Here is a 25,261-nt window from a genome sequence, read left to right as displayed (position 1 = left end):
TGATCACCTGCGGTGATCAGAACGTTGCACGAACCTGGTGTTGTATGAGAAGGCACCTTCTTTCAAAACCAAAAAGGCCCCCACCCGTTTCCGGATAGGGGCTTCGTTCTGTCACGCGCTCTGTTGTGTACCGCTCAATTCCCCTGGGACAACCGCTTCGCTTCATTCAGGGCCTCCAGGAACACGTCCACCGGCTGCGCACCGGACACGGCCAGGCGTCCATTGAAGATGAAGAAGGGGACGCCGCTGATCCCGGCGTCACGGGCGAAGGCGAGGTCTTCTTCCACTTCCCCGAGCCCTTCGCCCTCCTCCAGCTGGCGTTTCGTCCGAGCCCGGTCGAGGCCGAGACCCTCGGCCAGGTCGAGAAGGACATCCATCCGGCCGATGTCGCGTCCTTCTTCGAAATACGCCCGAGTGATGGCCTCCACCATTTGGGTCCGCAGCGGCTCCGGCGTCAGCCGAATGAGTTGGTGAGACAGGCGGGTATTCGGCAGCCGTTCGATCTCCGAAAAATTGAAGTCGATGCCGCACGCCTTCCCGATCTCGCAGATGCGCTGGTGCATTTGTTTCAACCGCTCCGGGCCCCCGAGCTTCTCCGCCAGGCTGGAGAACGGGCGGCCTTCCACCGGAGTCCCGGGATCCAACAGAAACGCGCGCCAGTGAATCTCCACCGGCTCCTCCTGCCATTGCTTCAACGCTTCAAACAGGTGCACTTTGCCGATGCGGCACCACGGGCAGACGGTGTCTTGGAATATGTCGATCCGCACGGGCGCATCCCCTCCTTTGGTCCCGGCCCCACGCATACGCAGGGCCGTTGGCCGAAATTCTGAGGCCGCTCATCTTCCGGAGCGGGAGAGGCCCGGCTGCGTTACGTCCTGCACCGCCGCATCCGCCAACATCCGGTACACCACATCGTCCATCGGCGGATTGTGCAGACCCGCCCGCACATCCCGGTAGAACCGCTCCAGCGGCAGGTCTTTCCACAGGCTGCGCGCGCCCACGATCCGCATAGCGAGATCGACCACCTCGAGGGCACTGTTGGTCGCCAGGGTCTTCACGGCGCCGAGCTGCGGCCGCAGCGCCAGACGCGTCTGGGCGTCCGCCTCGTCCCAGCGCCGCGCCAGGTCGTACATGAGGGTTCGCGCCGCCAACAACTTCAGCTCCATCTGCCCCATTTTCTCCTGGATGTGATCCACCTTTGCGATGGGGTGTGGCAGACTGTTGGGCTGGTAGGTGGCCGCGTATCGCACCGCCGTGTCGCGGGCCGCCAGGGCGACCCCCAGGTACGTCGCCGGGATATGCAGCATCCAGCCTCCGCCGTCCCGGTTGCGCGGCGATTTCTGCCCGGGCTGCAGGCGGCTGACCAAGCGCTCCGCGGGAACGAACACGTCGTCCATCACGATGTCGTGGCTCCCGGTCGCCCGCATCCCCATGACGTTCCACGTCTCGACGACCTGGACGTCCTCGCCGCGCAGCAGAAACTCGCCGACGTCCGGCGATCCGTCGATGCCCGCGGTGATCAGGATCCAGTCGAGGGCCGGGCTGAGGGTGCTGAACGTTTTGCGTCCCCGGATTCGGTATCCGCCCGGCTCGGGGTACGCGGTGGTCTGCGGCCGCCCGCCGCGGCTCGGACTCCCGGTCACCGGCTCGCTGGCGCAACTGTTGATGAGCGCCCCGCGCGCGACCACGGACCGGCAGACCTCCTCGAACAGCGGCTCCGGGAAGGCCCCGCTCGCGCGCAGGTTCAGCATCATGCCCACATGCCAGCCGATGGCCAGCGCGGTTGATCCGTCGCCGCGCGCCAGCTGCTCCTGATGCAGAAGCATCTCGTACAGCGAGATCTCCTCGCCCCCGAATCGCTTCGGCACCGTCCAGCGGACGTAGCCGCTGGCCCGCAAGGCCTCGATGTTCTCGTGGGGGAAGCTGCCCTCCTCATCGTAGCGCGCCGCCCGTTCGGCGAACGCGGCGGAGAGCTTAGCCACCACTTCGTGGCGCACGCGCTCATCCTGGTCGCGCAAAAACCACGTCCGGCTGTCCGTCCCCACTCCACCCGTCACGACGCCGGTGCCACCTTCGCGCGGACGTCGTCCAGGAAGGACTGCACTTCCTCCTTGGTCTTGCGGAGCTTGCTGACGAATCGGCCCACCACCTGGCCCTCGCGGTAGGCCACGAGGCTCGGGATGCCGAGGATGTCGAGGGTCTCGCACAGCTCCCCGAACCGATCCCGGTCCACCTTATAGAAGCCGAAGTCCGGATTGTCCCGGATGACCTGGTCGATGAACGTGTCCAGATAACGGCAATCCGGGCACCAGCCGGCGGAGAAGATCATCACCACGGGCCGGTCGCCGCGCACCACCGTGAAGTACTGATCGAGCGACTGGATCTCTTCCATAAAATCCGCATCTCCTCTCCCGCGTTACCCCCAGGCCAAGGGGGCCGGTCAGCCGGCCCCGCCAGGGTCAGGCCAGGTGGTACAACGGATCGAACTTCTCGTGAAGGTAGTCAATCAGGTACTTGGCGTTGATGTCCTCGCCGGTCACCTGGCGGACGATCTCGCCGGGCGTCAGGGTCTTGCCGAAACGGTGGATCTTCTCGTTCAGCCAGCGCTTGATCTCGAGCATCTCCCCGCGGCGCACCTGCTCCATGTAATCCGGGATCTCCTTCGCCAGCTGGTGCCGGAACTGGGCGGCGTAGATGTTCCCCAGCGAATAGGACGGGAAGTACCCAAAGTCTCCGCCGGACCAGTGCACATCCTGCAGCACCCCGGTGGCGTCGGAGTCCGGTTCGACCCCGAGGTATTCGCGCATCTTCTCGCGCCACACCCCGGGCAGATCGGCGACCCGCAGGGTCTCATTGATGAGGGCTTTCTCCAGTTCATAGCGGATCATGATGTGCAGGTTGTAGGTCACCTCGTCCGCCTCGATGCGGATGAGTGACGGCGAGACGTCGTTCATCGCCCGGTAGAACTCATCGACCGACACGTCCTCGAACTCGGGGAAGTAGCGGCGCACCACCGGCAGATGCGACTCCCAGTACGCGTGCGAACGGCCGATCATGTTCTCATAGAACCGCGACTGGGACTCGTGGATCCCCATGGAAGCTCCCGTGCACAGCGGTGTCCCGATGAGATCCGGGGACACTCCCTGCTCATACAGGGCGTGCCCGCCCTCGTGGACGGTGCTCGAGATGGCCGAGCGCAAGTCGTCCTCGAGGAACTTGGTGGTGACGCGCGCGTCGTACCGGTTGATGGTCGTCTGGAACGGGTGTTCGGTCTCGTCCAGCCGCCCCGCCGTGAAATCGTACCCCATGTTCCGCAGCAGCTCCAGCGACAGGGCGCGCTGCTTGTCCTTGGGATAGTGGCCCTGGAAATGGCGCAGGTCGGGCCGGATGCCCGAATCGACGATGGCCTGCACCAGCTTCACCGTCTCCTCCCGCAGTGGGCCGAAGATGCCGTCCAGCTGCTCCACCGTCAGCCCCGGCTCGTACTGGTCGAGCAGGGTGTTGTACTTGTTCCCCTGGTATCCCCAGTAGCCGATGAATTCGATCTTCATCGCCACGATCTTCTCCAGGTACGGCCGGAACAACGCGAAGTCAGCGGTCTTCTTCGCCTCCTCCCAGACGGACTCCGCCTGGGAGGTCAACACGACGTACGCCTTGAAGCGATCCGCCGGGATCTTGCGGTTGCGGTCGAACTCCTTTTTGACCTCCCGGACCGTCGCCTGGGTGACGGGATCGAGGGCTTGGAACGTCCCCGGTTCGCTCAGGACGTTGAGGTATTCCTCCATCTGCGGCGAGGTCTGCATCGCGAACACCTCGGCCGCCAGCGTACCAATGGCTTCGGAGCGCAGCTCGACGCCCTTTTTCGGAGCGCCGGTGCGCAGGTCCCAGTACATCAGGTTGATGGCCTCTTCGAAGTGGAGCATCTTGCGGACGTACTCGCGAAACTCGCGTGCCCAATCGGTTGCGGTCTTTGCCAACGCAACCCCACCTTTCCGATTTCGTGTGACCATCCCTTATTATACCGAAATCGTCCGTGCCCCTGCCGCAGCGACATGAGCGTTTTCACCGTGGTCATAAAGGCAACCCAATTTTCATAACCGCGAAATTCCTTCCGAACCACCATCTCGTCGCCATGGCGAGCAACATAGCCTTTACAAAGTCGCTCATTTCGTCGTCAAAGGCGTCAAACGCAGTCGGCTAGTCGAATGTTTTAGCCATCTCGAAACAGGCGACTTTGTCAAGGTTAAGGTTTCCGTGATTTTCGGAGAACCACATTTATCGCTTGTTATTACGCCACATAGAATGATTCATAAAGTGCATATAAAAAGAGTCCATAGGTAACGGTCCCGTGGACTCCTTCTCCTTATGGAAGATTGCGTTTATCGCCTGATCGACGATTGCACGTTTCTGGTTCTCGTCAACATATGGAGTCTTGATTTTGAAATCCAGTTGCTTTCGAGAGATTGTATAAATCTTGTTGGTACGAACGAATGAGTCATATCGAAGTTTAACTGGGATGTCATAAGCCCCTCTGCTTCCGTGTTCCTGTTATGGTGCATTTACATATGATTACATCCGTATTGTCATTGGAATCATTGTGCTTTCCAAGCACGAATACGGGGTGTGGAATAGGCTTTCCGTTTTCATCTGCGAGGAAGGCAAAAAAGAAATCGCCTTGGTCAGCATTGGCTCTATCATGTTCGACTTGGCGCTTCCGACGTTCGTCAATCCTCATACTCTGCGTAAACCTCACTGAGTTCTTCTTCGTACCACTTCCACATTTCATCAGCGCCACCCATCGTTTCCTGTGCGCCGGGAGAAACGTGAATGGGTTGGATTGGTCCTAGACCCATGGCTTTGCGCATTTCTTCAATGGTGGGTCGTTTATCGTCCAAAACGATTTGTCTTCCACCTTTCCGTTTGGCATATGCCGCCACTCTTTGCTGTTGCCGTTTCCTCAATCTCCGTAACGCAGCCAATGTCGAAGCATGCAGGTATCCGTGGCGGTTGGCTGTAACGTCGGAACGTCGCACAACTACAACTGCCTTAACCTTTTCGCCGTTTTGTGGCTGAGGCTGAGTACCGGCTTTCGATTCGCGTTCGGTTGGCATCACTTGACCCCCCGCCCTCTTGTAGTGCCTATAATGTACATCATGTAGCAAACGGCTGCATCGGAATACCTGCCCGTCTTTCCGCCCATGCCGACGGCCCTAACTTCCGATACGCTTCACTTATCGGAACTTAGAACGCATCCCATCTACCTTGTTGCTCAGCGGCGTTCTCCCACTCTGTAAACGAGCCTTCACACAGGTGACATGCGCGCATGAGATTGTCTTCCACACTGACGAACGTACGGGACGCTGGCTCTAAACCGCAGAACTCACAATCAGCCATGAAATCTCACCCTTCAACCGGCTGCACCTCGCGCAAAAGCCGCCCGATCGTTGTCCTACAAAATGGAAAACATCACCTAATGGGCAGCGAAACTCAAAAGACGCCAACGGCCCGGCCGTTTGCATATGCGGCCGGGCTGTTGACTGCCCGTCGACCCTTCCACTGCGGACGTTTTAATCGGAAACTCCCGCTCCTGCGGACGCCTGAGCCAAGTCGGCCGACGCCTCCGTCGGGAAGACCAGCCACGCGTCCGGGAGGTGGCGTTGTCCGTTCGGATCGAGCGTCGAAGGAGCATTGACCACCTTGCCGTTGTAGGCAAGCACGCTGGACGATCCCCCGTCCATGGCGCACGCGTTGACCGCACCGTACTGCAGCATCAGGTCCATGACCTGGCGCTGGCTTGCGCCCATGCCGGCGCCGCCATGAAAGCGGCCGTTGATGACGACGAAGATGACTGTGCCGTCCTTCGCCTGGCCGATGGCTGTGCGCGGCGCGTAGCCCCAGCCGCCATCCCCCTCGGTGATCATCGGTTTTCCGTCAACCACCAGCTCCGGGTGGAATTGCATGGCGTCGCGCACGCCGAGCTTCCTGAGCTGTGTGACGGTGTAGTCGCCCATCACGAGGACGCCGTCCTTGGTGAAGCCCACCGTGGTCCAGCCCGGTTGGGGCGGATTCAGGACCTTTCCGCCGACGTACTCCAAACCGACGGGGACACCCCCCCATCCCTCGCCCTTGGGATCCTCGAACCCGCTGGCGTTGGTCCCGGCCACCGCTCCGGTGCGCCGCAGCATGTCGGTCACGTACTCCCCTTTGTCCGCGACCACGCGGGCGGGCACCAGCCGCACCAAGCGGGGATTGTGCACCAGCATTACGTAACCTGTGTAGCCGTCGCCGCTCACCGGCTGAATCTCCACCACCGGCCGGTTCACCGCCTGGCTGATCGGCTGAACCTGGACCAGATCCGGCTTCTGGCTGTTGACCACCACCGGGTTGAGCTGATTCATCAGCTTGCGGTACTCCGCGTCCGTCGTGATGTAACGGGCCAGGTACGCGTGCCGGGTGGAGATGATGGTCTCCGCCAACACCAGTCGGGCGTCGTTGCCCCACGGCGTGCCAAAGCCCACCCCCACCAATCCGGCCGCCGACGCCATCATCGCGGCGGTCGCCACCAATATGCGGTTGCGCCACACCCGCCGCCGCTGGCGCTTCGCCTCCCGTCTGCGCAGCCGGCGGGAGGGCAGTGCCGCACCCTGCGGCATGGTCGTCCGTGAGTGCACGCGACCTTCCCCCTTCCGTCAATACCGTCCTGTCTCTCAGACGGAGCCGCACCCTCCCGCGTGACAATAGGCAACTCGATTTTCCCATAGTTCTGAGAGGGAACGGGACGGGCGTGGGTAGCCCGCCGTCATGGTTCAGGCATCGCCGGTGGCCACCGGATGCTCGGGATACGAGATCCAATCGCTCCAACTGCCGGGGTAAAGCCGCGCGCCGTCGAGCCCCGCCAGTGCCATTGCGAACAGATTCGCGCACGCCGTCACCCCGGACCCGCAGTAGGCGATGACCTGGCGTGGATCCTGCACGAACCGGAATCGATCCCGCTGCGCCTCCGGCCCCTTCCACCGCCCGTCGGGGGCCACCCCTTCTTCCCAAGGGGCGTTTCGGGCGCCCGGGATGTGGCCGGCCACCGGATCGATGGGCTCCGCGTCGCCCCGAAAGCGGGCCCGGGCGCGCGCGTCGACGAGGAGGCCAGGCTTGTGGCCGGCCGATACCGCGCGGACCTCTTCCACCGGCACCACCCACTCCCGGCGCACACGAAGCGGAAACTGGGCCGGACGCGGCTGCGGAAGCTCCGCCGTCACGGGCAGGCCTGCCGCCTGCCACGCTGGAAATCCGCCGTCGAGGACGGACACCGAGTCCAATCCGAGGTAACGAATCAGCCACCAGGCGCGCTGGGCCATCCCGCCGCCCGCGTCATAGACCACCACCTGGACGCCTTCCGTCACCCCCGCGGCCCCCAGTTTGTCCGCGAGTTCCGCCGGGTCCGGCAGGGGATGCCGGCCGCCGTGCGCCTGGCGCGGACCGGACAGGTCCTGCTCCAGATCCAGATAAAAGGCCCCCGGGATGTGTACGTCCAGGTACGCTTCCCGGCCCGCATGCGGTTGTCCAAGCACAAACCGGCAATCGAACACCACGAGCCCAGCCTCGCCGAGGCGCGACCTCAACGCTTCCACCGTGATCAACAACTTCGCTCACCTCGCTTCGGGCGCCCGTCCGCCTGGGCGGGTGCCCGACTTTTCTGCCAAGCCCGAACACATACACTGTAGCACAACCCAAGCGCCTTGCGGCGAAAGGAGGGGTTTCATGCCGTGTCCAGAGGTGGTGACCGGACGCGTCGAGATCCCCGGAGAAGATTATGACCGCATCCAACGCGCGGCCGACGCCGGGCAGAACCTGTGGCGTCTCAGCCCCGTGCGCACCGCGCAGGTGGTCGGAACCAGCCATCTCGGCCTGCGCCCGCAGGACGTGTACACCTTCGTGGAACAGTACCGCGATGCCGGGGACGGCCTCATGCACGCGGTGGTACGGGTGCGCCACCGGGACTGCGTGTATCTGGTGGAGCTGTACCAACCGCAGCGGCAGGGGCCGCGCGGCATCTGGGTGGTGCAGGAAGTCACCGAACTGTAGAGGAAAGTGAAGATCTCCCTGGTGCAGCGGCATGGGTGCGGGTAGAATAAGATAGCGTGTGCCGGTACGGGCCCATCAACTGCTGCAAAGGATGACTGCCGCATGTCCGTTGACCTTCAGGCGCCGGTGCTTGACCCGGACGGTCAGGCACCTGCGCATACGCTGTTTTTGTTCGGTGCGACGGGCGATCTCGCCCAGCGCAAACTCCTGCCCGCCCTGCACAGCCTGTTTGTGGACAAGCGTCTGCCGGAACGGTTCTGCGTGATCGGCGTGGCGCGCGCGGATCTCACGGACGACACCTTTCGGTCCTTCGTGCGGGAGGCCGTGCTGCGCTTTGGCCGCAACGCCGACGCCGGAGAGGACTGGCCGGCCTTCCTGCGCCACTTCCACTACGTCCAGGCGGACGCGCGCCGTCCGGAGGATTTCGCGCGGCTGCGCGCGCGGGCCGAAGCCCTGGAATCCGAGCACGGCTTGCCCGGACACCGCCTGTTCTATCTGGCGCTGGCGCCGGACTTTTTCGCCCCCACGGCACGAGCCCTCGGCGGGAGCGGCCTGACCGCAACCGCAGGCTGGCGGCGCCTGGTCATTGAGAAGCCCTTCGGGCACGATCAGAAGTCCGCCGCCGCCCTCAACGACGCCCTGCGGGAGGTCTTCGAGGAGGACGAGATCTACCGGATCGATCACTACCTCGGCAAGGAGATGGTCCAGAACATCGAAGTGCTGCGCTTCGCCAACTCGGTGTTCGAACCCCTCTGGAACAACCGGGCCATCGCCAACGTCCAGATCACCTCGAGCGAGACAGTCGGCGTCGAGAACCGCGCCGGGTACTACGAGGCCGCCGGCGCCCTGCGGGACATGGTCCAGAACCACATGCTCCAGATGGTGATGATGGTGGCCATGGAGCCTCCGAGCCGCCTCAAGATGGAGGCCATTCGCGACGAGAAGGTCAAGGTCCTGCGCTCCCTGCGCCGCTACAGCCCGGAGGAGGCGGTGCACCACGTGGTGCGCGGCCAGTACACGGCTGGCCGAATCCAAGGCCAGGACGTTCACGGCTACCGCCAGGAGCCCGGGGTGTCGGCGGGATCGATCACGGAGACATTCGTCGCCGCGCGCCTGTACATCGACAACTTCCGCTGGGCCGGGGTGCCCTTCTACCTGCGCACCGGCAAGCGGATGGCGGCCAAGGCGACGGAGATCGTCATCCAGTTCCGGGACATGCCGAAGGACCTTTACTTCAACACGGGCGGCCGTCTCGGCCCCAATCTCCTGGTCATCCGCGTCAATCCGCAGGAGGGCGTGTACATTCAATTGAACGCCAAGCATCCGGGGACGGACGAGCGCATCGTCCCCATCGCCATGGAGTTCAGCCAGGCGCCGGACCGTTCACCGGAGGCCTACGAACGGCTCCTGTGGGACGCCATGCAGGGGGATTCGACGTTCTTCACCCGTTGGGACGAGGTCTCGCTGGCGTGGAAATTTGTCGATCCCATCGCCGCCGCGTTCACCCGCGAGGACACGCCGCTGCACCTGTATCCGGCAGGCTCCTGGGGCCCGACGGCCAGCGACCGCCTGCTGGCGGAGGACGGCTTTCGCTGGTGGCCGGTGCAGGGCCAGGACACGCCGGTAGACGAAGTGGAGCCAGAGCATCATCCGGCGCGCCCGGTGGGCGTCTGAACGCCGGGACAAGCCCCCGAGGCCGCACACGACCCGCCGAGCACCCCGCCGGTGAATGGGCCGTGTATGGAAGGAGGAGACGTATGCCGCGCGTGATCGACATCTCGGCGCCCATCTACGAAGGGATGCCGGTGTACAAGAACAAACCGGAAAAGCAGCCGAGCTTTCAGGTGACGTCCGACTTTACGACGGGGAGTGCGCACGAGACGCGCGTGAGCCTCGACGCGCACACGGGCACCCATGTGGACGCTCCTCTGCACATGATCCCGGGAGGGGCGACCCTGGAGACGATCCCGCTGACGCAATGGCTCGGGCCGTGCCGCGTGATCGACCTCACCGGCGTTCAGGGCGGCATCACCGGGGCAGACCTGGAGAAGCACGCCATTCAGCCGGGGGAGTTCGTCTTATTGAAGACGCGAAACTCGGACGTGGAAGGGTTTGACCCGGCGTTCGTGTACCTGGCCGAAGACGGGGCGCGTTTCCTGGCAGAGGCGGGCGTGCGCGGCGTCGGCATCGATGCGCTCGGCATCGAGCGGTCGCAGCCCGGCCACGAGACGCACAAGGTGCTGTTTGAACACGGGGTGGTGATTATCGAGGGGCTAAGATTGGCGGGGGTCGAGGCGAAATCTTATTGGCTGGTGGCGGCGCCGCTGCGCCTCTTGGGGACGGACGCTGCGCCGGCGCGCGCCCTCCTTCTGGAACTGGGGCCCGGAGAGTCGCTGGGCGCTCCGGCCTGAGCCCACAGTGCTCCGGCCGAGTTTCTCGGGTCAACGCTCTCGCCTGAGTTCCTCCTCAATCCGCCGCTCGATCTCCTCGTCGCTGATGTCATACTCCTGCGCCATGCGGCGGGCGATCTGCCGCTGCTCGATGTAGTAACGGCGCAGTTGCTCCCGCCGTTCCTCGGGGTCCCGCGGCGGCCGGTTCCCGGAGACGAGGCGCCACAGCCCGTAGCTGATCAAGCTGGTCGCGATGAGCATCAGCAGCGCGGTCAGCGGATTACCGAAACCGAATCCGACAATCACGGCGGTTCCCCCTCCCCGAAGATGATCGGCCCGACGGCGGGCCGTCAGGCCCGCTCCACCGCGTGGCCGCCGAACTCGTTGCGCAGCGCCGCGACCACCTTGCCGGTGAATGTGTCATCCTCCAGCGAACGGTAACGCATGAGCAGAGACAAGGCGATGACCGGCGCCGCCGCCTGCAGCTCCAACGCCTCTTGCACGGTCCACTTGCCCTCGCCCGAGGAGTGCATCACCCCACGGATCCCGGAGAGCTTGGGGTCCTTCTCGAAGGCGCGCTGGGTCAGCTCCATCAGCCAGCCGCGGATGACCGAGCCGTTCGACCACACGCGGGCCAGCGCCGCAAAATCGTAGTCGTAGCGGCTCTTCTCCAGGATCTCGAAGCCCTCCCCGATGGCCGCCATCATGCCGTACTCGATCCCGTTATGGACCATCTTCGCGTAATGGCCGCTTCCCGAAGGGCCTGTGTACAGGTACCCGCCCGGCACGGCCGTGTCGCGGAAGAGCACCTCCACCTGCGCGAAGGCATCGGGATCGCCGCCGATCATATAGCACGCCCCGTGGCGAGCCCCCTCGATGCCCCCCGAGGTGCCGACGTCGAGGAAGTGGATGCCCAGCTCTTTCAGCTCGGCGGCCCGGCGCACCGAGTCCTGGTAGTGAGAGTTGCCCCCTTCGATCACGATGTCGCCCGGCGCGAGGCGTGGCGTGATCTCCGCTAACAGATCGTCCACCGGTTTGCCCTGCGGGACCATCAGCCAGACCACTCTGGGCGCAGGCAGACTGTCCACCAATTCGGCCACCGACGCCGCCCCGCGGCCGCCCGCTTCCACGAACCGGCGGATCGCGTCGGACGACAGATCGTACGCCACCACCTCATGGCCGTGCTCCATCAAATTCAATCCCAGATGAAATCCCATCTTGCCAAGGCCAATCAGTCCAAGCCGCATGCTGCCATCTCCATCCGTTCGTCGTCGGCGAAAGCCAATACAGGTCGCTCGCCGTGTCGTCGGCGAAAGCCGCGTCCGTTTCGATTATACTGTAACCATGGCTATCCTCATATTCGACTTGGACGGGACGCTGGTGGACACATCAAACCTGGTGTTGCCCGCGTTTCGGCGGGCCCTTGCGGCCTTTCCGGGCACCCCGGTCCCCAGTGAAGACGTGATGCGAAAGACCTTTGGCATGCCGGATGCGGAGATCTGGCGAATGCTCATGCCGGACGCCGGCGAGGAGGAGCGGAAAGCTGCCTTTGAGCTGAGCGAACGCTTTATCTGTGACGCGATGGGACACGCCGATGTGCTGCTCCCGCACGCGCGGGATGTGCTGGAAGCGCTGCGTGATCGCGGCCACACCCTGACGGTGGCGAGCAACTGCGGCCAGGCCTATCTGGAAGCGGTCCTGACGACGCAGGACATCGGGCACTATTTCACCGACCCCCTCTGCCTCGGGGGCATTGGCGGGCGGAACAAGGCGGACATCCTGGCCCGCCATGTGCAGCGGTTTGGTCGCGAGGGGGCCTGGATGATCGGCGACCGAAAGTCGGACGTGGAAGCGGCCAAGAGGACGGGCATCCCGGCCATCGGATGCCGGTTTGGGTTCGGCGATCCCGGAGAACTCAAAGGAGCGCAGGCCGTGATTCACGACCTGCGCGAACTGTTGTCATTGTTTCCGGACTGAGCGTGCGTTCGGCGGCGGGCCGCCTCGGCCAACTCCTTGAGGCGGGCGGCGATGGACTCGTCGCGCAGGAGCTTGGACAGCTCCGGACGGGATTCAGACGCAGGATTCCGCTGCGGATCCATCGCTCTCCCCCCTCCACACCGCGCCGGGCGCAAGGTGGTCTGCTCCCAAGTGAGACACCAAATGGACCGCCATGGCGCGGATGCGCCGATCGTCGATGCCGAGATCGTCCGCCGCGGCGCACAGGCCCGACACGACGGCGGCGGCGAGATCGGCGGTGAGCGGAGAAGCTCCCTGGGAACCCGGACGGGCGGAGGACCAAAGGGCCCCTTCCGCCTCCGGCACCCCATCCAACGCACGCAGGGCACCTGTCGCCACGGGCACGGCCATCACTGTGGCGTCGCCCCCGAGATTGATCAGGGCGTGGTACGTGCCGCGCACCGCCTCATGCACCGCGAAGCGATGACGTCCAACCATCCGAAGTGCGCTGCGCACGGCCATCTCCGCCGCCAAGTGTGCCACCTGCGGCAGATCGAGCGCGTCCGCGAATTCGTGCAACGAGAACACCAACGAATCCTGGACGACGGCGGCCAGGTAGTATTCGCCCGACACTTGCTCCTCGGCCATCATCCAAACCAGGTGCTGCTCGGCTTCCTGCATGGCCGTAGACAGACGCTCCATCTCCATCCCCCCAGGGTTCGGTTTGACTCGTGAGCCCAGCAAAAAATCCCCGTCAGGCCTCACGCCTGCGGGGGACGAGTCGGAACACGCGCACAGTGCACCATGGCACACTCTCCTCTCTCACGCTTACGAGGTTAGCTGACGGGTTCGGGCCAGAAGAGGTTAGCCCTACCGGCAGAGCGCCGGATTCACCCCAACCAAATGGGTCCCCCGCTTCCTTGCGGAATTCAGCGGAAAATGAGATTCAGTTTCAGACGATTTTATCATACTCGTCGGAATTTGTGAAGCCCCATGTGGGAATTGAGGCACTCTTGGCCGCGTCACTCGTACAGCTTATACAGCGCCTGCGTGCCGTCTTCAGCGCCGCCCTGGGCGGCCAGCTTCTCATACAGCGACTTGGCCAGCGCCAAGCCGGGCGTGTCGAGGCCAATGCGGCGAGATTCTTCCAGCGCGATCGATATGTCTTTGATCATGTGCTTCACGTAGAACCCGGGTGCGAAGTCGCCTTTCAGCATGCGCGGGCCGAGATTGCTCAGCGACCAGCTGCCGGCCGCCCCCGCCTCGATGCTCTGGAGGACCCGGAACGGATCCAGCCCCGCTTTGACGGCGTATGCCAGCGCTTCGCTCACGCCGATCATGTTCGCCGCGATGGTGATCTGGTTGCACATCTTCGTGTGCTGCCCGGCACCCGGGCCGCCCTGGAGGATGATGTTCTTGCCCATCGCCGCGAGAATCGGCTGCACGGCCGCGAACGCGTCTTCGTCTCCTCCCACCATGATGGTCAGGGTCCCGTTGCGGGCGCCCGTGTCCCCGCCGGACACTGGCGCATCCAGGGCATGGAGACCACGTGCCTTGGCCTCCTGGTAGATGCGCTCGGCCAACGACGGCGTCGATGTCGTCATGTCGATGAGGTACGTCCCCGGTTTTGCGTGTCGGACGAGCCCGTGGTCGCTCAGGTACACTTCTTCGACGTCCTTCGGATACCCGACGATGGTGATGGCCGCCTGAACCTGTCCGGCCAACTCCGGAATGCCCTCCGCCCACCGGGCCCCCTCCTGGATCAATTCCTCCGCCTTCTCCCGGCTTCGGTTGTACACGACCAGCGAATAGCCCGCTTTCATCAAGTTGCGCGCCATGCTCTTGCCCATGACGCCGGTGCCGATGAAGCCAATCGTCGTGTTCTCCGGGGTCAATGCCAACGCTCGCCACTCCTTTCCGCGTGCCCGTCCCGCGGGCGGTTCCCGCGTTGCTTTTTCCGTAGCATTCATTCGCCACGCGCCACGCATCCCCCTGCTGCCTCATACGTCTATCTTCCATGCGGGTTCGATCCGGTGGTCATCCGTTGGTTGCACGACCGGTCGTGACCCCGGTCACAATCTCTGGAACAGCCGTGGACCATGATAAAGGAGAATCATCCGAGTCCCGATCAGGGGGAGGCAATGAACGATGTTCAAACCTGAAGACACCGTGGGCGACGTGGTCACCCGCTTTCCTGGTGCTGCGAACGTGTTTCGTGCGTATGGTGTGGATTTCTGTTGCGGCGGCCATCGGCCACTCGCGGAAGCGGCCAAAGAACAAGGTATTTCCGTAGAGGAACTGGCGGCGGAGATCAACCGGCAATATGCTGAAGCGAAGGAGCGGGCGCAGCAGGATGTGGACTGGTCGGTACAGCCCTTGCACGATCTCGTCGATCACATCGTCAACGAACACCACGCCTATTTGCACACCACGCTGCCGATGATGAGCGAATTGGTGACGAAGATCCTGCGCGTGCACGGCACCCACCACCCTGAGCTCGCAAAGGTGCACCGCCTGTTCCACGAGCTGAAAGCCGAGTTCGAACAGCACCTCATCGAAGAGGAAACCAACCTCTTCCCGCGCGTGATCGCGTGGTCCCGTGCCGTGGAGGGTGAGACTTCCGATGAGGCTGCGGAGCGCGTCGACCTGGACGCCCTCGTCCGCGATCTCGAAGCGCTGGAGGCCGATCACGACCGCACCGGCACCCTGCTGAAAGAGTTGCGCGAGGTCACCGATGGCTACTCGGTCCCCGCCGACGGCTGCGGGACGTACCACTACGTGTTCCAGAAGCTCGAGGAAATCGAAGGCATTACATTCCTTCACGTGCACCTGGAGAACAACGTGCTCTTCCCGCGGCTGCGGGCCAAGCAGACGCAGCAGGCGGGTTGACGCAGGCTTCACGCAGGCGTGCGCGGACGAGGCTGCGAAGCGGGCCCGGATGAGGGCCCCGCTTGTGACTTTGAATTCTGCAAAATGATGGGCTCTACGGACCTCTATGCCGCTTTTCATGCACTGCACAGTGTCCTCCCCCGGGTAGATAGTACATTCCGCGCCCTCCTCAACCCCCGTACAGGAAGGGGACGTACTCCACTCGATCACGCCGGAATTGAAAAAAGTGAGATCACCCATCCGGCCGCTCGCCGCACGAGGCCAGCCCGCTAGCTTTCCGCCTCCCGGTGCGCGCTCTGTGCGAGGTCCGGTTTGAACAACCCCATACCGAAGTGGCAGTTGGAACCGAGGGCGATGGGCCCGCTCACGGGTGTGTCAAACTCGAGACGCCAGAAGCTGCCCCGCATATCGGGCAGGTATTGGCGCTTGGTGTGCCGGAGCCGACGGAACCGGTGAGGCAGCACGTACGTCCCGCGGACCTCCACCGCTTCCAAGGCCTCGATCCGTACCGGTTCTGGCAAACCGCGCAGGCGGAGTTCCTTCGCGATCTGTTCCTTGGGCCCGAACCGGCCGTTCCGCTTGCTGTGCCAAGGGTGCAGATACGGCGTGACGGACACCCAGACGCGTGACGTACCCATCAACGGGGTCGTGTCGGACGAACCCCTTGCCGTCGAAAACATCCCTTCGAGATGGACCGACCACTCCCGCGAAGGGCCGGGCCACCAAACCGGTGTATACAACCGGCGGATCTGCTGGATGGCGCGCACCACCTCGGCCGAGAACCGGACCTGGGCATACAGGACGACGTGATCGATCCGCCCGTCTCCATCCGCGTCCTCCGGCAACAAAAACAGGTGCTCGTGGCCCCGCTCGCTCACGGAACCGTCCTCCTCACGCCCGGTGACGAGCAGAGGCGCTCCTTCTCCACACTTGTCCACCAACGCCAGATGAAGCACCTCGGCCACATCCAGCGCCTCTTCGATGCGCGGCTTGACACGGCTGGTGAGAGCCAAACGGGCGACGTTCACCTCCGTCTGCGACTCGTCGCCTGCTCGGGAAGAGTTCCGAGAGGTGGTACGGTCAAGTGTCGGCCGATAGTACACCGCCCATCGCGCTCCGGCTGGCAGGTTTCTCTTCTCGGCGTGCAGTGTCCCCGTGTCCACCTGAATGGCCTCATAGAGATCGCGGGGGACTGCGGGCCCAGCCGCCCGTCGACGTCGCCCGCCCCCTCCGTTAAAAACGTCGTGCGGTACTGTAAGGATCCGCTCCGCGTACAGTTGCGGCGGAACCGGCGCCAAAATTCGTACCGGCTCACCCTCCTGCGTTGCCATCAACGCGTCGGCAACCTTCGATCCCGCCGGCCCGCAATTGATCTGCTGCGTGGGTTCCCGCACGACCCGCACCTGCACCCAGCTGTCCGCCCGTCCGAGATCACCGAGCAACCTCGCAATCGCGGACAACAGATGAAACTGCTCCTCCGTCGCGCTGAGGCTCGGCCAGTACACACCGAGGACGGCATCCTGCGCCACGCGCAGGAACGAATGAAATACCAGCGTCGTGGCCCCGCCCTGGGCCGGCATGTAGTGCCAGCTGTGCGCGTGCACCGCAGAGGGCAGTGCGTAAACCGGCGCCTCTGTCGCCAACAACAGGATGGTCTCGCGCAGAAGTGCCTCCGGGTATTCTCGTGCCAAATGATACCGATGCCACGCCGCCACGAGGCTGCGAAGCAGCCGCCAAGGCGAGGGCGGCCATTCCACTTCCGCCTCATTCACGTGCCGTCCCCACGGCGTCGCATGATACGTGCCGGCGGGAAACCGAAAGTCCAGACCAATCACGGCGGTCCCTCCTTCAGTCCGCGTGCCCGTCCGGATGGAAATGGATGCTTCTTTCGACATCCTCCTTCATTTTCCTGCTCAACCAATGTTCAATTTTCCAACGCTGAGTGAGGCTTCCTATACAGTAAAAACGAATTTCAGGTTATTGCTCGCATGATGTCTACGATACTCAATCTTTTCACGGCCCCCCTTTCACAGGCCGAGGCGGTTACCCTTTCGGGCAACCGCCTCCGCTGTTCCACGCCATCCTATCCCCGCGCCCGCGCGGCCCCATCGCCGTAGCCGAGCCGCTCCGAAATGCGCAGACCCGCCTCTTTCACCAGCGGCACCAGCTCGCGCAGCCGGTCCGGCCCCATGCGAATGCTGGGGCCGGATACACTGCAGGCTGCCACGACCCGCCCGCTGTGCTCGAACACCGGCGCCGCGACGCAGCACACCCCCGCCTGGTGCTCCTCAATGTCGAACGCGTAGCCCGTGCGGCGCGTCTCCTGCAGCGACTGCAGAAAGGCATCGCGGTTCGTGATGGTGTGCTCGGTCAATTTCGGCAACCCGTACCGGTCGATGATGGCCTGCACCTCCCGCCGCGGCAGAAACGCCAGGATGGCCTTCCCGAGGCCCGTGGCGTGCACGGGCACACGTGTACCGACGCGGGAGTGCATGCGGATGGTATTGGCGCTCTCCACCTTGTCGATGTACACCACCTCGCCCCGGTCCAAGAGCGCCAGATGCACCACCTCGTTCGACAGATGCGCGAGCTCCTGCAGGTACGGCAGGGCCTCCCGCCGGAGATCAATGGAAGAGAGCAGCTTCATGCCCAGATCCAACACCGTGTATCCGAGCTTGTAGCGCCCGGTCTTCGGATCCTGTTCGATGTAGCCGCGGCGCATCATGGTGCTGAGCAGCCGGTGCACCGTGCTCTTGTACATGCCGACCCGGTTCGCCAGTTCGGTGATGGCGATCCCATCGGGGTGATCGCTGACCACTTCCAGCAGCCAAAACGCCTTGTCAACCGACTTGACCGTGTAATCGTCCACCGTTGTCACCTCAGCCCTGCGCTCCGACTTCGTCCGGCCCCAACACGCGCGCGTGCTCCGGGAAGGTGCCGAAGATCTGCCAGTTCTCTTCGATGATGTGGCGGGCGTTGCGCACCTCCGCACAGCGGGACGGCTGCGGGATGAGCTTGCCTCGATTGCACAAGTCCTTCGGGTTGAAGACGGCGCGCACCGCCAGTTGAGCCGCGAGATCGTCATCGGAGAACATGAACCGCATCTCCTCCAATTTCTCGATGCCCACCCCGTGTTCGCCGGTGATGGTGCCGCCCACGTCGGCGCACACCTTGAGGACGGCCGAACCCACCTGGATGGCCTTCTCTGTCTCGCCGGGAATCCGAGAGTCATAACAGATGAGCGGGTGCAGGTTGCCGTCGCCGGCGTGGAACACGTTGGCGATGCGCAGGCCCGACTCGCGGCTGATCTCGGCGATCCGCTGGAGCACCTCGGTCAGGCGCGTGCGCGGGATGACCCCATCCTGCACGATGTAGTCGGGCGAGATGCGCCCCGTGGCGCCGAACGCCATCTTCCGGCTGCTCCACCACAGGGCCCGCTCGGCCTCGCTCTGCGCCACTTTCACCGTTCGCACGTGGTGGCGTCGGCAGATCTCGACCACCCTGTCCATCACCTCGTCGACGCCGGCCGCCAGGCCATCCACCTCGATCAAGAGCACCGCCTCGATGTCAGAGGGGTACCCCACGTGGTAGTTGCTCTTGTCCACCGCCTGCATGGCGAGCTGATCCATCATCTCGATGGCCGCCGGGATGATGCCCGCGCCGATGATGCCGGAGACCGTGTCGGAGGCGTCGGCGACGCGATCGAACATCGCCAGAGCGGTCTTCACACCCTCCGGCTTTTTCAGGATGCGCACGGTGATCTCCGTGGCGATGCCGAGCGTGCCCTCGGAGCCGACGACGAGCCCCAGCAGATCGTAGCCGGGGGCGTCTCCGTACGGGGAGCCAAGATCGATCACGCTGCCGTCCGGCAACACGAACTTCGTGGCGACGATGTGGTTGGTGGTCACACCGTACTTCAGGCAGTGGCTGCCGCCTGCGTTCTCGGCCAGGTTGCCGCCGATGGTGCACACCGACTGGCTCGACGGATCGGGCGCGTAGTAGAAGCCCTGCCCGGTGATGCGCTTGGTCAACGTCAGGTTGACCAGGCCCGGCTGGACGACGGCGCGCAGGTTCTCGAAGTCGACCGACAACAGCTTGTTCATCCGCACCAGGCTGATGATGACCTCGCCGTTGAGCGGGATGGCGCCGCCGCTGAGGCCGGTGCCGGCGCCGCGCGGCAAAAACGGGATGTCGTTGTCGTGCAGCAACTTGACGACGGCGGCCACCTCCTCCGTCGTCTCCGGGAAGACGACCGCCCGTGGCAGGGCCTGGCGGGCCGTGTAGCCGTCACAGGCATAGGCGTGCAGCTGGTTCGGTTTGTACAGGACCCGCCGCTCGCCGAGGATCTCGGTCAGGGCGCGCCCCAGTTGGGCGTCGTTCATCGCTGCTTCTCCTCCTTTTGATACGCGAGATCGAGCAGCTCCACGGTGTGCAGCACGTCGAGGTCGGCCTGGCGCCGGTGCACGCCCGCCCGAATCTGCATCATACAGCCGGGGTTCCCCATGACGACGGCATCCACTTCCGCCGGGATGTCGTCCATCTTGCGCTCCAACAGCGCACCCGCCATCTCCGGATGCGTCAGGTTATAGATGCCGGCACTGCCGCAGCAGCGCTCCGAGTCGGGCATCTCGATCACCCGCAGGCCTGGGATGGACCGGAGTAACTCGCGCGGCTGCGAACGGATCTTCTGGGCATGGCACAGGTGGCACGCGTCGTGGTACGTGACGGTCCGCTCCACCTTGCCCCTCGGCGGCTCGTAGCCGACTTCCACCAACAGCTCCGAGATGTCGCGCACCCGCTTGGAGAAGGCGACGGCTTTGTCGTGGTACACCGGGTCGTCCTTGAACAGTTCCGGGTACTCCTTCAGGGCGGCGCCGCACCCGGCGGCGTTGATGATCACGTAGTCGGCGCCGCTTCGCTCGAACACGTCGATGTTGTGGCGGGCCATCGCGCGCGCCTGCTCGCGGTCGCCCGCATGGACCTGGAGGGCGCCGCAGCAGATCTGATCGCGCGGGACAAGGACCTCCAGCCCGTTCCGGTTGGCGACGCGCGCCGTCGCGCAGTTGACGTCGGAGAAGAACACGTCCATCACACAACCGGTGAACAGCGCCGCGGTCCCCTTCTTCTGACCCTGTGCGGGCATGCGCTCGGGCAGCGCTTCGATGGCGGCCTTGGGCTGGATGTCCGGGATGACCGCCTCCATCTCGCGCAGGTGCTTGGGCAACACGCGCAGGGCCCCCGTCTTGCGGGCGGCCGTGCGCAGTCCGGACTTTTGGTAGAAACGCATCAGGCCGCGCAGGGCCTTCAGGCGCTTCGGGTGCGGGAACACCCCGCGCAGGAAGAAGCGTTCGATGGCACCCGTCATACCGGTCTTCGGCTGAGCGTGGTGAACCTGGCCGCGCGCCTCTTCAATCAGGGCGCCCACCTGCACGCCGGACGGACAGACCGTCTCGCAGGCGCGGCAGTCGAGGCAGGTGAACACCGGATCGATCACGGATTCATCCAGCGGCAACTTCCCTTCGGCCGCCTCCTTGATCAAAAACACGCGCCCGCGCGGCGAGTGGTTCTCGTCCTTCCACTCTTGGTAGGTGGGGCATACCTCCAGGCAGAAGCCGCAGTGCACGCACACGGAGTACTTGTCTTCCTCCGGCGGGTCGGGCCACAGAAAGGCCGTCTGCCGTCCCGCCGAGAGCAGTTCGGGCTCTGTCTTCGCCATGTCAGATCCCTCCCACGAAACGGCCCGGGCTCATGACCCGGTTGGGGTCGATGGTGCGCTTGACCTGTTCCATCAACGTCTGGGTGGCCGGCACGGTGCCGAATGGATCGACCATGGATCGGACGGCCAGTGGGGCGCGTTCGATCACGCAGCCTCCCCCCTCCTCCGCAGCCTGGCCGCGGCAGAAGCGAACGGCCTCGGCGTAGGCGGACACATCTCCGCCCGCGAAGCTCCAGCGGCCGGCGCCGCCGACGGCCCCCGCGGTCACGCGACTGGTCCACCCCCTCGCTTCTGCGTACTGCTGCAGCCGCTCGGCGATCCCAGCCAACGCGGACGGCTTCGCCTGGAAGCGAACGCACACCTCCCCCGCGAGCAGCTGGCGGCGGTAGGCTTCCCACGCCTGGTCGGCGGCGTCTCCCTGCACCACCTCCGCCTCCATCCCGATCTCGTTGGCCCAGGCGAGCAGTTGCCGAGTCTGGGCGGCGGATGCGGACGGGTTCTCGTCGCAGTCGACGGCGAGCGTCCAGGTACGGGATCCGGAGACCAGCGGCGGATCGAAGGCCCCGCCGATGACCTCGAGGCGGCTGGGGATCAGATGCGATCCGACCACGCGCCGGCGCAACTCCTGCACCTGGGCGACATCGCCGAACAAGAACACCGTCTCCCGATGCAAGGGAACAGGGCGCAGTTTGAACGTCACTTCGGTGAGGACGGCCAGGGTGCCGAACGAGCCGACGAACAGCTTGGTCATGTCATACCCGGCGACGTTCTTGACCACCTTGGCGCCGGTCCTCACCACGCGTCCGCCCGGATAGACGGTCCGCAGCGCGATGGTCATGTCGCGCAGGGTCCCGTACAGGGCGCGCCGCGGCCCGCTCGCGGCGGTGGCCGTGACGCCGCCGACGGTGGCCTCGTCGGCGACCGGCGGATCGATGGGCAGCATCTGCCGCTGCTCGGCGAGATGCGCCTGCAGGGCCGCCAGGGGCAGACCGGGTTGGACGGTGACGACGAGATCGCCCGGCGCATAATCGACGATGCGGTTCAGGCGCGCGAGCGACAGCCACACCTCCGGCCGCGGGACGGGGTAGCCGGCGTCGAGCTGGGTGCCCGCCCCCACGGGCAGCACGCGCCAGCCGTGCTCGTCGCAAAGCCGCATGACCTCCGCCAGCTGCGCCTCGTCCTGCGGCTCCACCCACACCGCGGGGCCTGCTGCCTCCGTGACGCCCCGCCCCAGATCGGGCTGCACCTGCGCGATCGCACCGGCGGAGCGGGTGATGATCTCCGAAATGTCCTCCGGCGCCATGCGAGTCTGTAGCGCTGTCAAGTGGGTTCCTCCGTTCCGGATGACAGAATTGTGTTCCCGATTGAGTTCGATTTCATTGTAAGGAACAAACTTTCCAAATACAATGAGATCGCAAGGAGATTCCAAATTCATTCAAAAGGGGGCGTAACGTTGTTCACCCAAGTCTACACGCCTGTCTTCGGCAGCCTGGGATGGTCCGCGCTGGTCGCACTGATCCCCATCTTGTTCTTCTTCTGGGCGCTGGCCGTCCGCCGGATGAAAGGGCACGTGGCGGCGGCCCTCACCGTGGTGCTCGCCATCCTCGACGCCTGGCTGGTGTTCCGCATGCCCGTCGATAAAGCGCTTTCAGCGACCATTCACGGGATGCTCACCGGCATCTGGCCCATCGGCTGGATCGTGTTCACCGCCGTGTTCCTCTTCCGCATCACGGAGCGAACCGGCTACTTCGACATCATCCGCCGGTCCATCTCCAGCATCACGGACGATCGCCGCATCCAGGCCCTGCTGATCGCCTTCTCCTTCGGGGCCTTCCTCGAAGGCACGGCCGGTTTCGGGACGCCGGTGGCCGTCGCGGCATCGATGCTCGCCGGCCTCGGGTTCGATCCGCTGTACGCCGCAGGCATCTGCCTCTTGGCCAACACGGCGCCGGTGGCGTTCGGCGCGGTGGGCATCCCCATCACGGCCATGGCGGCCTCGGCGCACGCCGACGCCTTGCTCATCAGCCAGATGGTCGGACGCATCCTGCCGTTCGCGTCCATCCTCGTTCCGTTCTGGCTGATGGTCGTCATGAGCGGTTGGAAAGGGATGAAAGAGGTCTGGCCGGCCGCCCTCACCTGCGGTCTGTCCTTCGCCATCACGCAGTTCTTGGTGTCGAACTTCATCGGTCCGGAGCTGCCGGACATCCTGGCGGCCATCGTCTCCATCGTCTGCCTCATCATCCTCCTGCGGTTCTGGCAGCCGAAGCAGATCTGGCGGTTCAAGGGAGAGGCGAGTGCGGCGGAGATGGCGGCCACCCGCGAGCGCGGAGCCGAGACGAAGCTGACGGGCCGCCAGGTGTTCCACGCGTGGTCGCCGTTCTTGGTGCTGTGCGTCATGATCATCCTTTGGGCACTGCCCGCGGTGAAGAATGTCCTCAGCAAGGCGACCATCATCTTCAACTGGCCCGACCTGAACAAGCTCGTCGCGCAGACGGCGCCGATTGTCGCCAAGACCACGCCGATGGCGGTGACGTACAAATTCGACATTCTGGCGGCGACGGGCACGTCCATCCTGATTGCCTGCGTGATTGCCATGTTCATCTGCGGCCAGTCGTTCTCCGATTGGCTCCGCACCTTCGCCGACAACCTGCGTGACCTGCGCTATCCGCTTTTGACCATCGCTTTGGTTGTGGGATTCGGCGATCTGTTCAACTACTCCGGGATGTCCGCGACCATGGCCATGGCCTTGGCTGCAACGGGTGTGCTGTTCCCGTTCTTCTCGCCGTTCCTCGGCTGGATCGGCGTGTTCCTGACGGGCAGCGACACGTCGTCGAACCTTCTGTTCGGCGGCTTGCAGAAGCTGACGGCGCAACAGCTGCACCTGAGCCCGTACCTGACGATGGGCGCCAACTCGTCCGGCGGCGTCATGGGCAAGATGATCTCACCGCAGTCCATCGCGGTGGGTGCCTCTGCCACGGGGCTGGTGGGCCGCGAAGGGGACCTCTACCGGTTCACGCTCAAACACAGCATCGCCTTGGTCATCTTCATCGCCCTCATCACCAGCGTCTACGCCTACATCTTCCCGGGTGCCATCCCGCAGGGGTGACGGACTGACGTCGGTCAGCAGCGACGAGATCCGGGGACGGACGCATCGCGAGCTCACATACCATGCTGAGGGTGCCAGACATGCAGTCCACGCTGGTGGTGCACATGCTCTGGCACCCTCCGTCCTGGTGCTCATCCCTCATTCACAAAGCTTCACAAAGCCGCGTACGGAAAATGGCCGAATGACTAAGACAATCGCTGACTAGGTGTTCATACATTGGGGGTAACTTCACGATAGGGGTGAGTATCCACCATGACAGAACACTACGGGAAGCACAAATACTCAATGGACAGCTCGTCTCCATGGCACAAGCCACCGTCACACGAATCGGAGTCTGTCCCGGAGCACAACGGGCACGACGAAGAATCTCATTGGGGATATGCGTCTAAACATGCGTACGAATCCACTCCGCATTCGCATGGGACCCACAAGCACTACGATGATTCGCCGACTGTACATTCGAAACCGCAGTACATTCCGTACGGCGTGCCACAGGTTATGAAAAAGAAGAAGAAAAAGGCGTACTACCCAGGTCACTATGCACCAGCACATGTACCCGCTCAGCAGTGGCCATCCCACTGTCCACCGATCGTGTGTGATCCACAGTATGTGGTTCGGGACTGTTACGTTCCGCGCGAAGTGCCCGTGATTCATCCTGTTGTGACGGTAAACAGGCATGTCATCGTCAACGTGCCGAGGCATTACGTTCAGCCAATGATGAAAAATGTGGTTGTCGATCCGGGGTGTCCAGGACACGGGTATCACCCGTATGGTCATTACTGAAGCACATTGGCGGACGAACGCTTGTTCACTTTTCAGTTGCGGAAACGGGAAGGACTGTACCTGAGGGGCCGGACGAAAGCGGCCCTTTCTTTCCTGTTTGCGCGTCACCCGTTCTGGCAAGACTCGTTCGGGCAAGAGCCCTGCCCCTCCGCCTGGCGGCCCCCTGTGTGCTCATCGGCCCCGCCCGTTCCGTAATTCAGAACAGTATTTCACATCACACAACCATATGGTATGATGATAGCGCTGACAGGTTGGGCCAACCAGCCCTGACCTCGGATGGCGCGGGATCCAATGGCGACGTTGGGAACCGAAGTCTCCGGCAGAGGGCCGCCCGAGGATCCC

Annotated in this window: 23 protein-coding genes and 1 riboswitch; of the genes, 6 read left to right on the top strand and 17 right to left on the bottom strand. The window is 63.9% G+C overall.

Features of this window, described 5'->3' with window-relative positions:
* Positions 1-134: 134 nt before the first annotated feature.
* The 7 genes from N687_RS0117485 to N687_RS0117455 all read right to left on the bottom strand — a co-directional run bounded on the left by N687_RS0117485 (position 135) and on the right by N687_RS0117455 (position 7,637).
* Entirely contained in the window at positions 135-767 is a 633-nt protein-coding gene (locus tag N687_RS0117485; RefSeq protein ID WP_029423092.1) for a DsbA family oxidoreductase, read from the bottom strand.
* Positions 768-836: 69 nt separating this feature from the next.
* Entirely contained in the window at positions 837-2,057 is a 1,221-nt protein-coding gene (locus N687_RS0117480) for an acyl-CoA dehydrogenase family protein (protein ID WP_231493525.1), read from the bottom strand.
* A complete protein-coding gene (locus N687_RS0117475; RefSeq protein ID WP_029423090.1) occupies positions 2,054-2,392 on the bottom strand; it encodes a thioredoxin family protein in 339 nt (112 codons plus the stop codon). Before N687_RS0117475 ends, N687_RS0117480 begins: the two co-directional genes overlap by 4 nt.
* Before the next feature lie 67 nt (positions 2,393-2,459).
* Positions 2,460-3,977, bottom strand: coding sequence for a carboxypeptidase M32 (locus N687_RS0117470; protein ID WP_029423089.1), 1,518 nt, complete (start codon positions 3,975-3,977; stop codon positions 2,460-2,462).
* 747 nt (positions 3,978-4,724) lie between these two features.
* Entirely contained in the window at positions 4,725-5,111 is a 387-nt protein-coding gene (locus tag N687_RS24080) for a hypothetical protein (RefSeq protein WP_156040203.1), read from the bottom strand.
* A gap of 456 nt (positions 5,112-5,567) precedes the next feature.
* The gene (locus N687_RS0117460) at positions 5,568-6,671 is read right to left on the bottom strand and encodes a phosphodiester glycosidase family protein (RefSeq protein WP_051663399.1); all 1,104 of its coding nucleotides are present in this window, start codon (positions 6,669-6,671) and stop codon (positions 5,568-5,570) included.
* A gap of 135 nt (positions 6,672-6,806) precedes the next feature.
* Positions 6,807-7,637 (bottom strand): sulfurtransferase, encoded by an 831-nt coding sequence (locus tag N687_RS0117455; protein ID WP_029423087.1) that lies wholly within the window; start codon positions 7,635-7,637, stop codon positions 6,807-6,809.
* A 118-nt stretch (positions 7,638-7,755) separates the two neighbouring features.
* On the opposite strand from N687_RS0117455, the gene N687_RS0117450 reads away from it, so the two are divergent.
* From N687_RS0117450 to N687_RS0117440, 3 genes are all read left to right on the top strand, one after another.
* Complete coding sequence (locus N687_RS0117450; protein ID WP_029423086.1) at positions 7,756-8,079, top strand: hypothetical protein; 324 nt, start codon at positions 7,756-7,758, stop codon at positions 8,077-8,079.
* Positions 8,080-8,181: 102 nt separating this feature from the next.
* On the top strand, positions 8,182-9,753 hold the full coding sequence (zwf, locus tag N687_RS0117445; protein ID WP_029423085.1) for a glucose-6-phosphate dehydrogenase: 1,572 nt from the start codon (positions 8,182-8,184) through the stop codon (positions 9,751-9,753).
* A gap of 83 nt (positions 9,754-9,836) precedes the next feature.
* A complete protein-coding gene (locus N687_RS0117440; protein ID WP_029423084.1) occupies positions 9,837-10,490 on the top strand; it encodes a cyclase family protein in 654 nt (217 codons plus the stop codon).
* Positions 10,491-10,520: 30 nt separating this feature from the next.
* Here N687_RS0117440 and N687_RS0117435 read toward each other — a convergent pair whose 3' ends face one another.
* A complete protein-coding gene (locus N687_RS0117435) occupies positions 10,521-10,775 on the bottom strand; it encodes a hypothetical protein (RefSeq protein WP_029423083.1) in 255 nt (84 codons plus the stop codon).
* A gap of 44 nt (positions 10,776-10,819) precedes the next feature.
* Entirely contained in the window at positions 10,820-11,716 is an 897-nt protein-coding gene (gnd, locus tag N687_RS0117430) for a phosphogluconate dehydrogenase (NAD(+)-dependent, decarboxylating) (protein ID WP_029423082.1), read from the bottom strand.
* On the opposite strand from gnd, the gene N687_RS0117425 reads away from it, so the two are divergent.
* Entirely contained in the window at positions 11,715-12,446 is a 732-nt protein-coding gene (locus N687_RS0117425; RefSeq protein ID WP_081841529.1) for an HAD family hydrolase, read from the top strand. The two genes, gnd and N687_RS0117425, sit on opposite strands and share 2 nt — an antisense overlap.
* On the opposite strand, the gene N687_RS24075 is transcribed toward N687_RS0117425, so the two are convergent.
* The 3 genes from N687_RS24075 to N687_RS0117415 form a co-directional block, all read right to left on the bottom strand.
* A complete protein-coding gene (locus N687_RS24075; protein WP_156040202.1) occupies positions 12,407-12,568 on the bottom strand; it encodes a hypothetical protein in 162 nt (53 codons plus the stop codon). The genes N687_RS0117425 and N687_RS24075 overlap by 40 nt on opposite strands.
* Positions 12,540-13,127 carry a hypothetical protein gene (locus N687_RS0117420; protein WP_035462473.1) on the bottom strand — a complete coding sequence of 196 codons (588 nt, stop codon included), beginning with the start codon at positions 13,125-13,127 and terminating at the stop codon, positions 12,540-12,542. The genes N687_RS24075 and N687_RS0117420 overlap by 29 nt, the downstream gene beginning before the upstream one ends.
* A gap of 108 nt (positions 13,128-13,235) precedes the next feature.
* A riboswitch (cyclic di-AMP (ydaO/yuaA leader) is annotated at positions 13,236-13,370 on the bottom strand.
* A 77-nt stretch (positions 13,371-13,447) separates the two neighbouring features.
* Entirely contained in the window at positions 13,448-14,395 is a 948-nt protein-coding gene (locus tag N687_RS0117415) for an NAD(P)-dependent oxidoreductase (protein WP_156040201.1), read from the bottom strand.
* A gap of 178 nt (positions 14,396-14,573) precedes the next feature.
* Here N687_RS0117415 and ric point away from each other — a divergent pair, with 178 nt between their 5' ends.
* Positions 14,574-15,314 carry an iron-sulfur cluster repair di-iron protein gene (gene ric / locus N687_RS0117410; RefSeq protein WP_029423078.1) on the top strand — a complete coding sequence of 247 codons (741 nt, stop codon included), beginning with the start codon at positions 14,574-14,576 and terminating at the stop codon, positions 15,312-15,314.
* 269 nt (positions 15,315-15,583) lie between these two features.
* Here ric and csb2 read toward each other — a convergent pair whose 3' ends face one another.
* From csb2 to N687_RS0117385, 5 genes are all read right to left on the bottom strand, one after another.
* Positions 15,584-17,149, bottom strand: a complete 1,566-nt coding sequence (gene csb2 / locus N687_RS0117405) for a type I-U CRISPR-associated protein Csb2 (RefSeq protein WP_051663398.1) — start codon at positions 17,147-17,149, stop codon at positions 15,584-15,586.
* Positions 17,150-17,397: 248 nt separating this feature from the next.
* Complete coding sequence (locus N687_RS0117400; RefSeq protein WP_029423076.1) at positions 17,398-18,183, bottom strand: IclR family transcriptional regulator; 786 nt, start codon at positions 18,181-18,183, stop codon at positions 17,398-17,400.
* A gap of 10 nt (positions 18,184-18,193) precedes the next feature.
* Positions 18,194-19,696 (bottom strand): FAD-linked oxidase C-terminal domain-containing protein, encoded by a 1,503-nt coding sequence (locus tag N687_RS0117395; RefSeq protein WP_029423075.1) that lies wholly within the window; start codon positions 19,694-19,696, stop codon positions 18,194-18,196.
* Positions 19,693-21,030, bottom strand: a complete 1,338-nt coding sequence (locus N687_RS0117390) for a (Fe-S)-binding protein (RefSeq protein WP_029423074.1) — start codon at positions 21,028-21,030, stop codon at positions 19,693-19,695. The genes N687_RS0117395 and N687_RS0117390 overlap by 4 nt, the downstream gene beginning before the upstream one ends.
* A 1-nt stretch (position 21,031) precedes the next feature.
* On the bottom strand, positions 21,032-22,354 hold the full coding sequence (locus tag N687_RS0117385; protein WP_197029317.1) for an FAD-binding oxidoreductase: 1,323 nt from the start codon (positions 22,352-22,354) through the stop codon (positions 21,032-21,034).
* Between the two features lie 129 nt (positions 22,355-22,483).
* On the opposite strand from N687_RS0117385, the gene N687_RS0117380 reads away from it, so the two are divergent.
* A complete protein-coding gene (locus N687_RS0117380) occupies positions 22,484-24,136 on the top strand; it encodes an L-lactate permease (RefSeq protein WP_029423072.1) in 1,653 nt (550 codons plus the stop codon).
* The last annotated feature ends 1,125 nt before the right edge of the window (positions 24,137-25,261 follow it).

Source organism: Alicyclobacillus macrosporangiidus CPP55, assembly GCF_000702485.1.
Taxonomy (GTDB): Bacteria; Bacillota; Bacilli; order Alicyclobacillales; family Alicyclobacillaceae; genus Alicyclobacillus_H; species Alicyclobacillus_H macrosporangiidus_B.
Note: the sequence above shows the minus strand (reverse complement) of the source record. Positions and strands in the feature narration are given on the sequence as shown.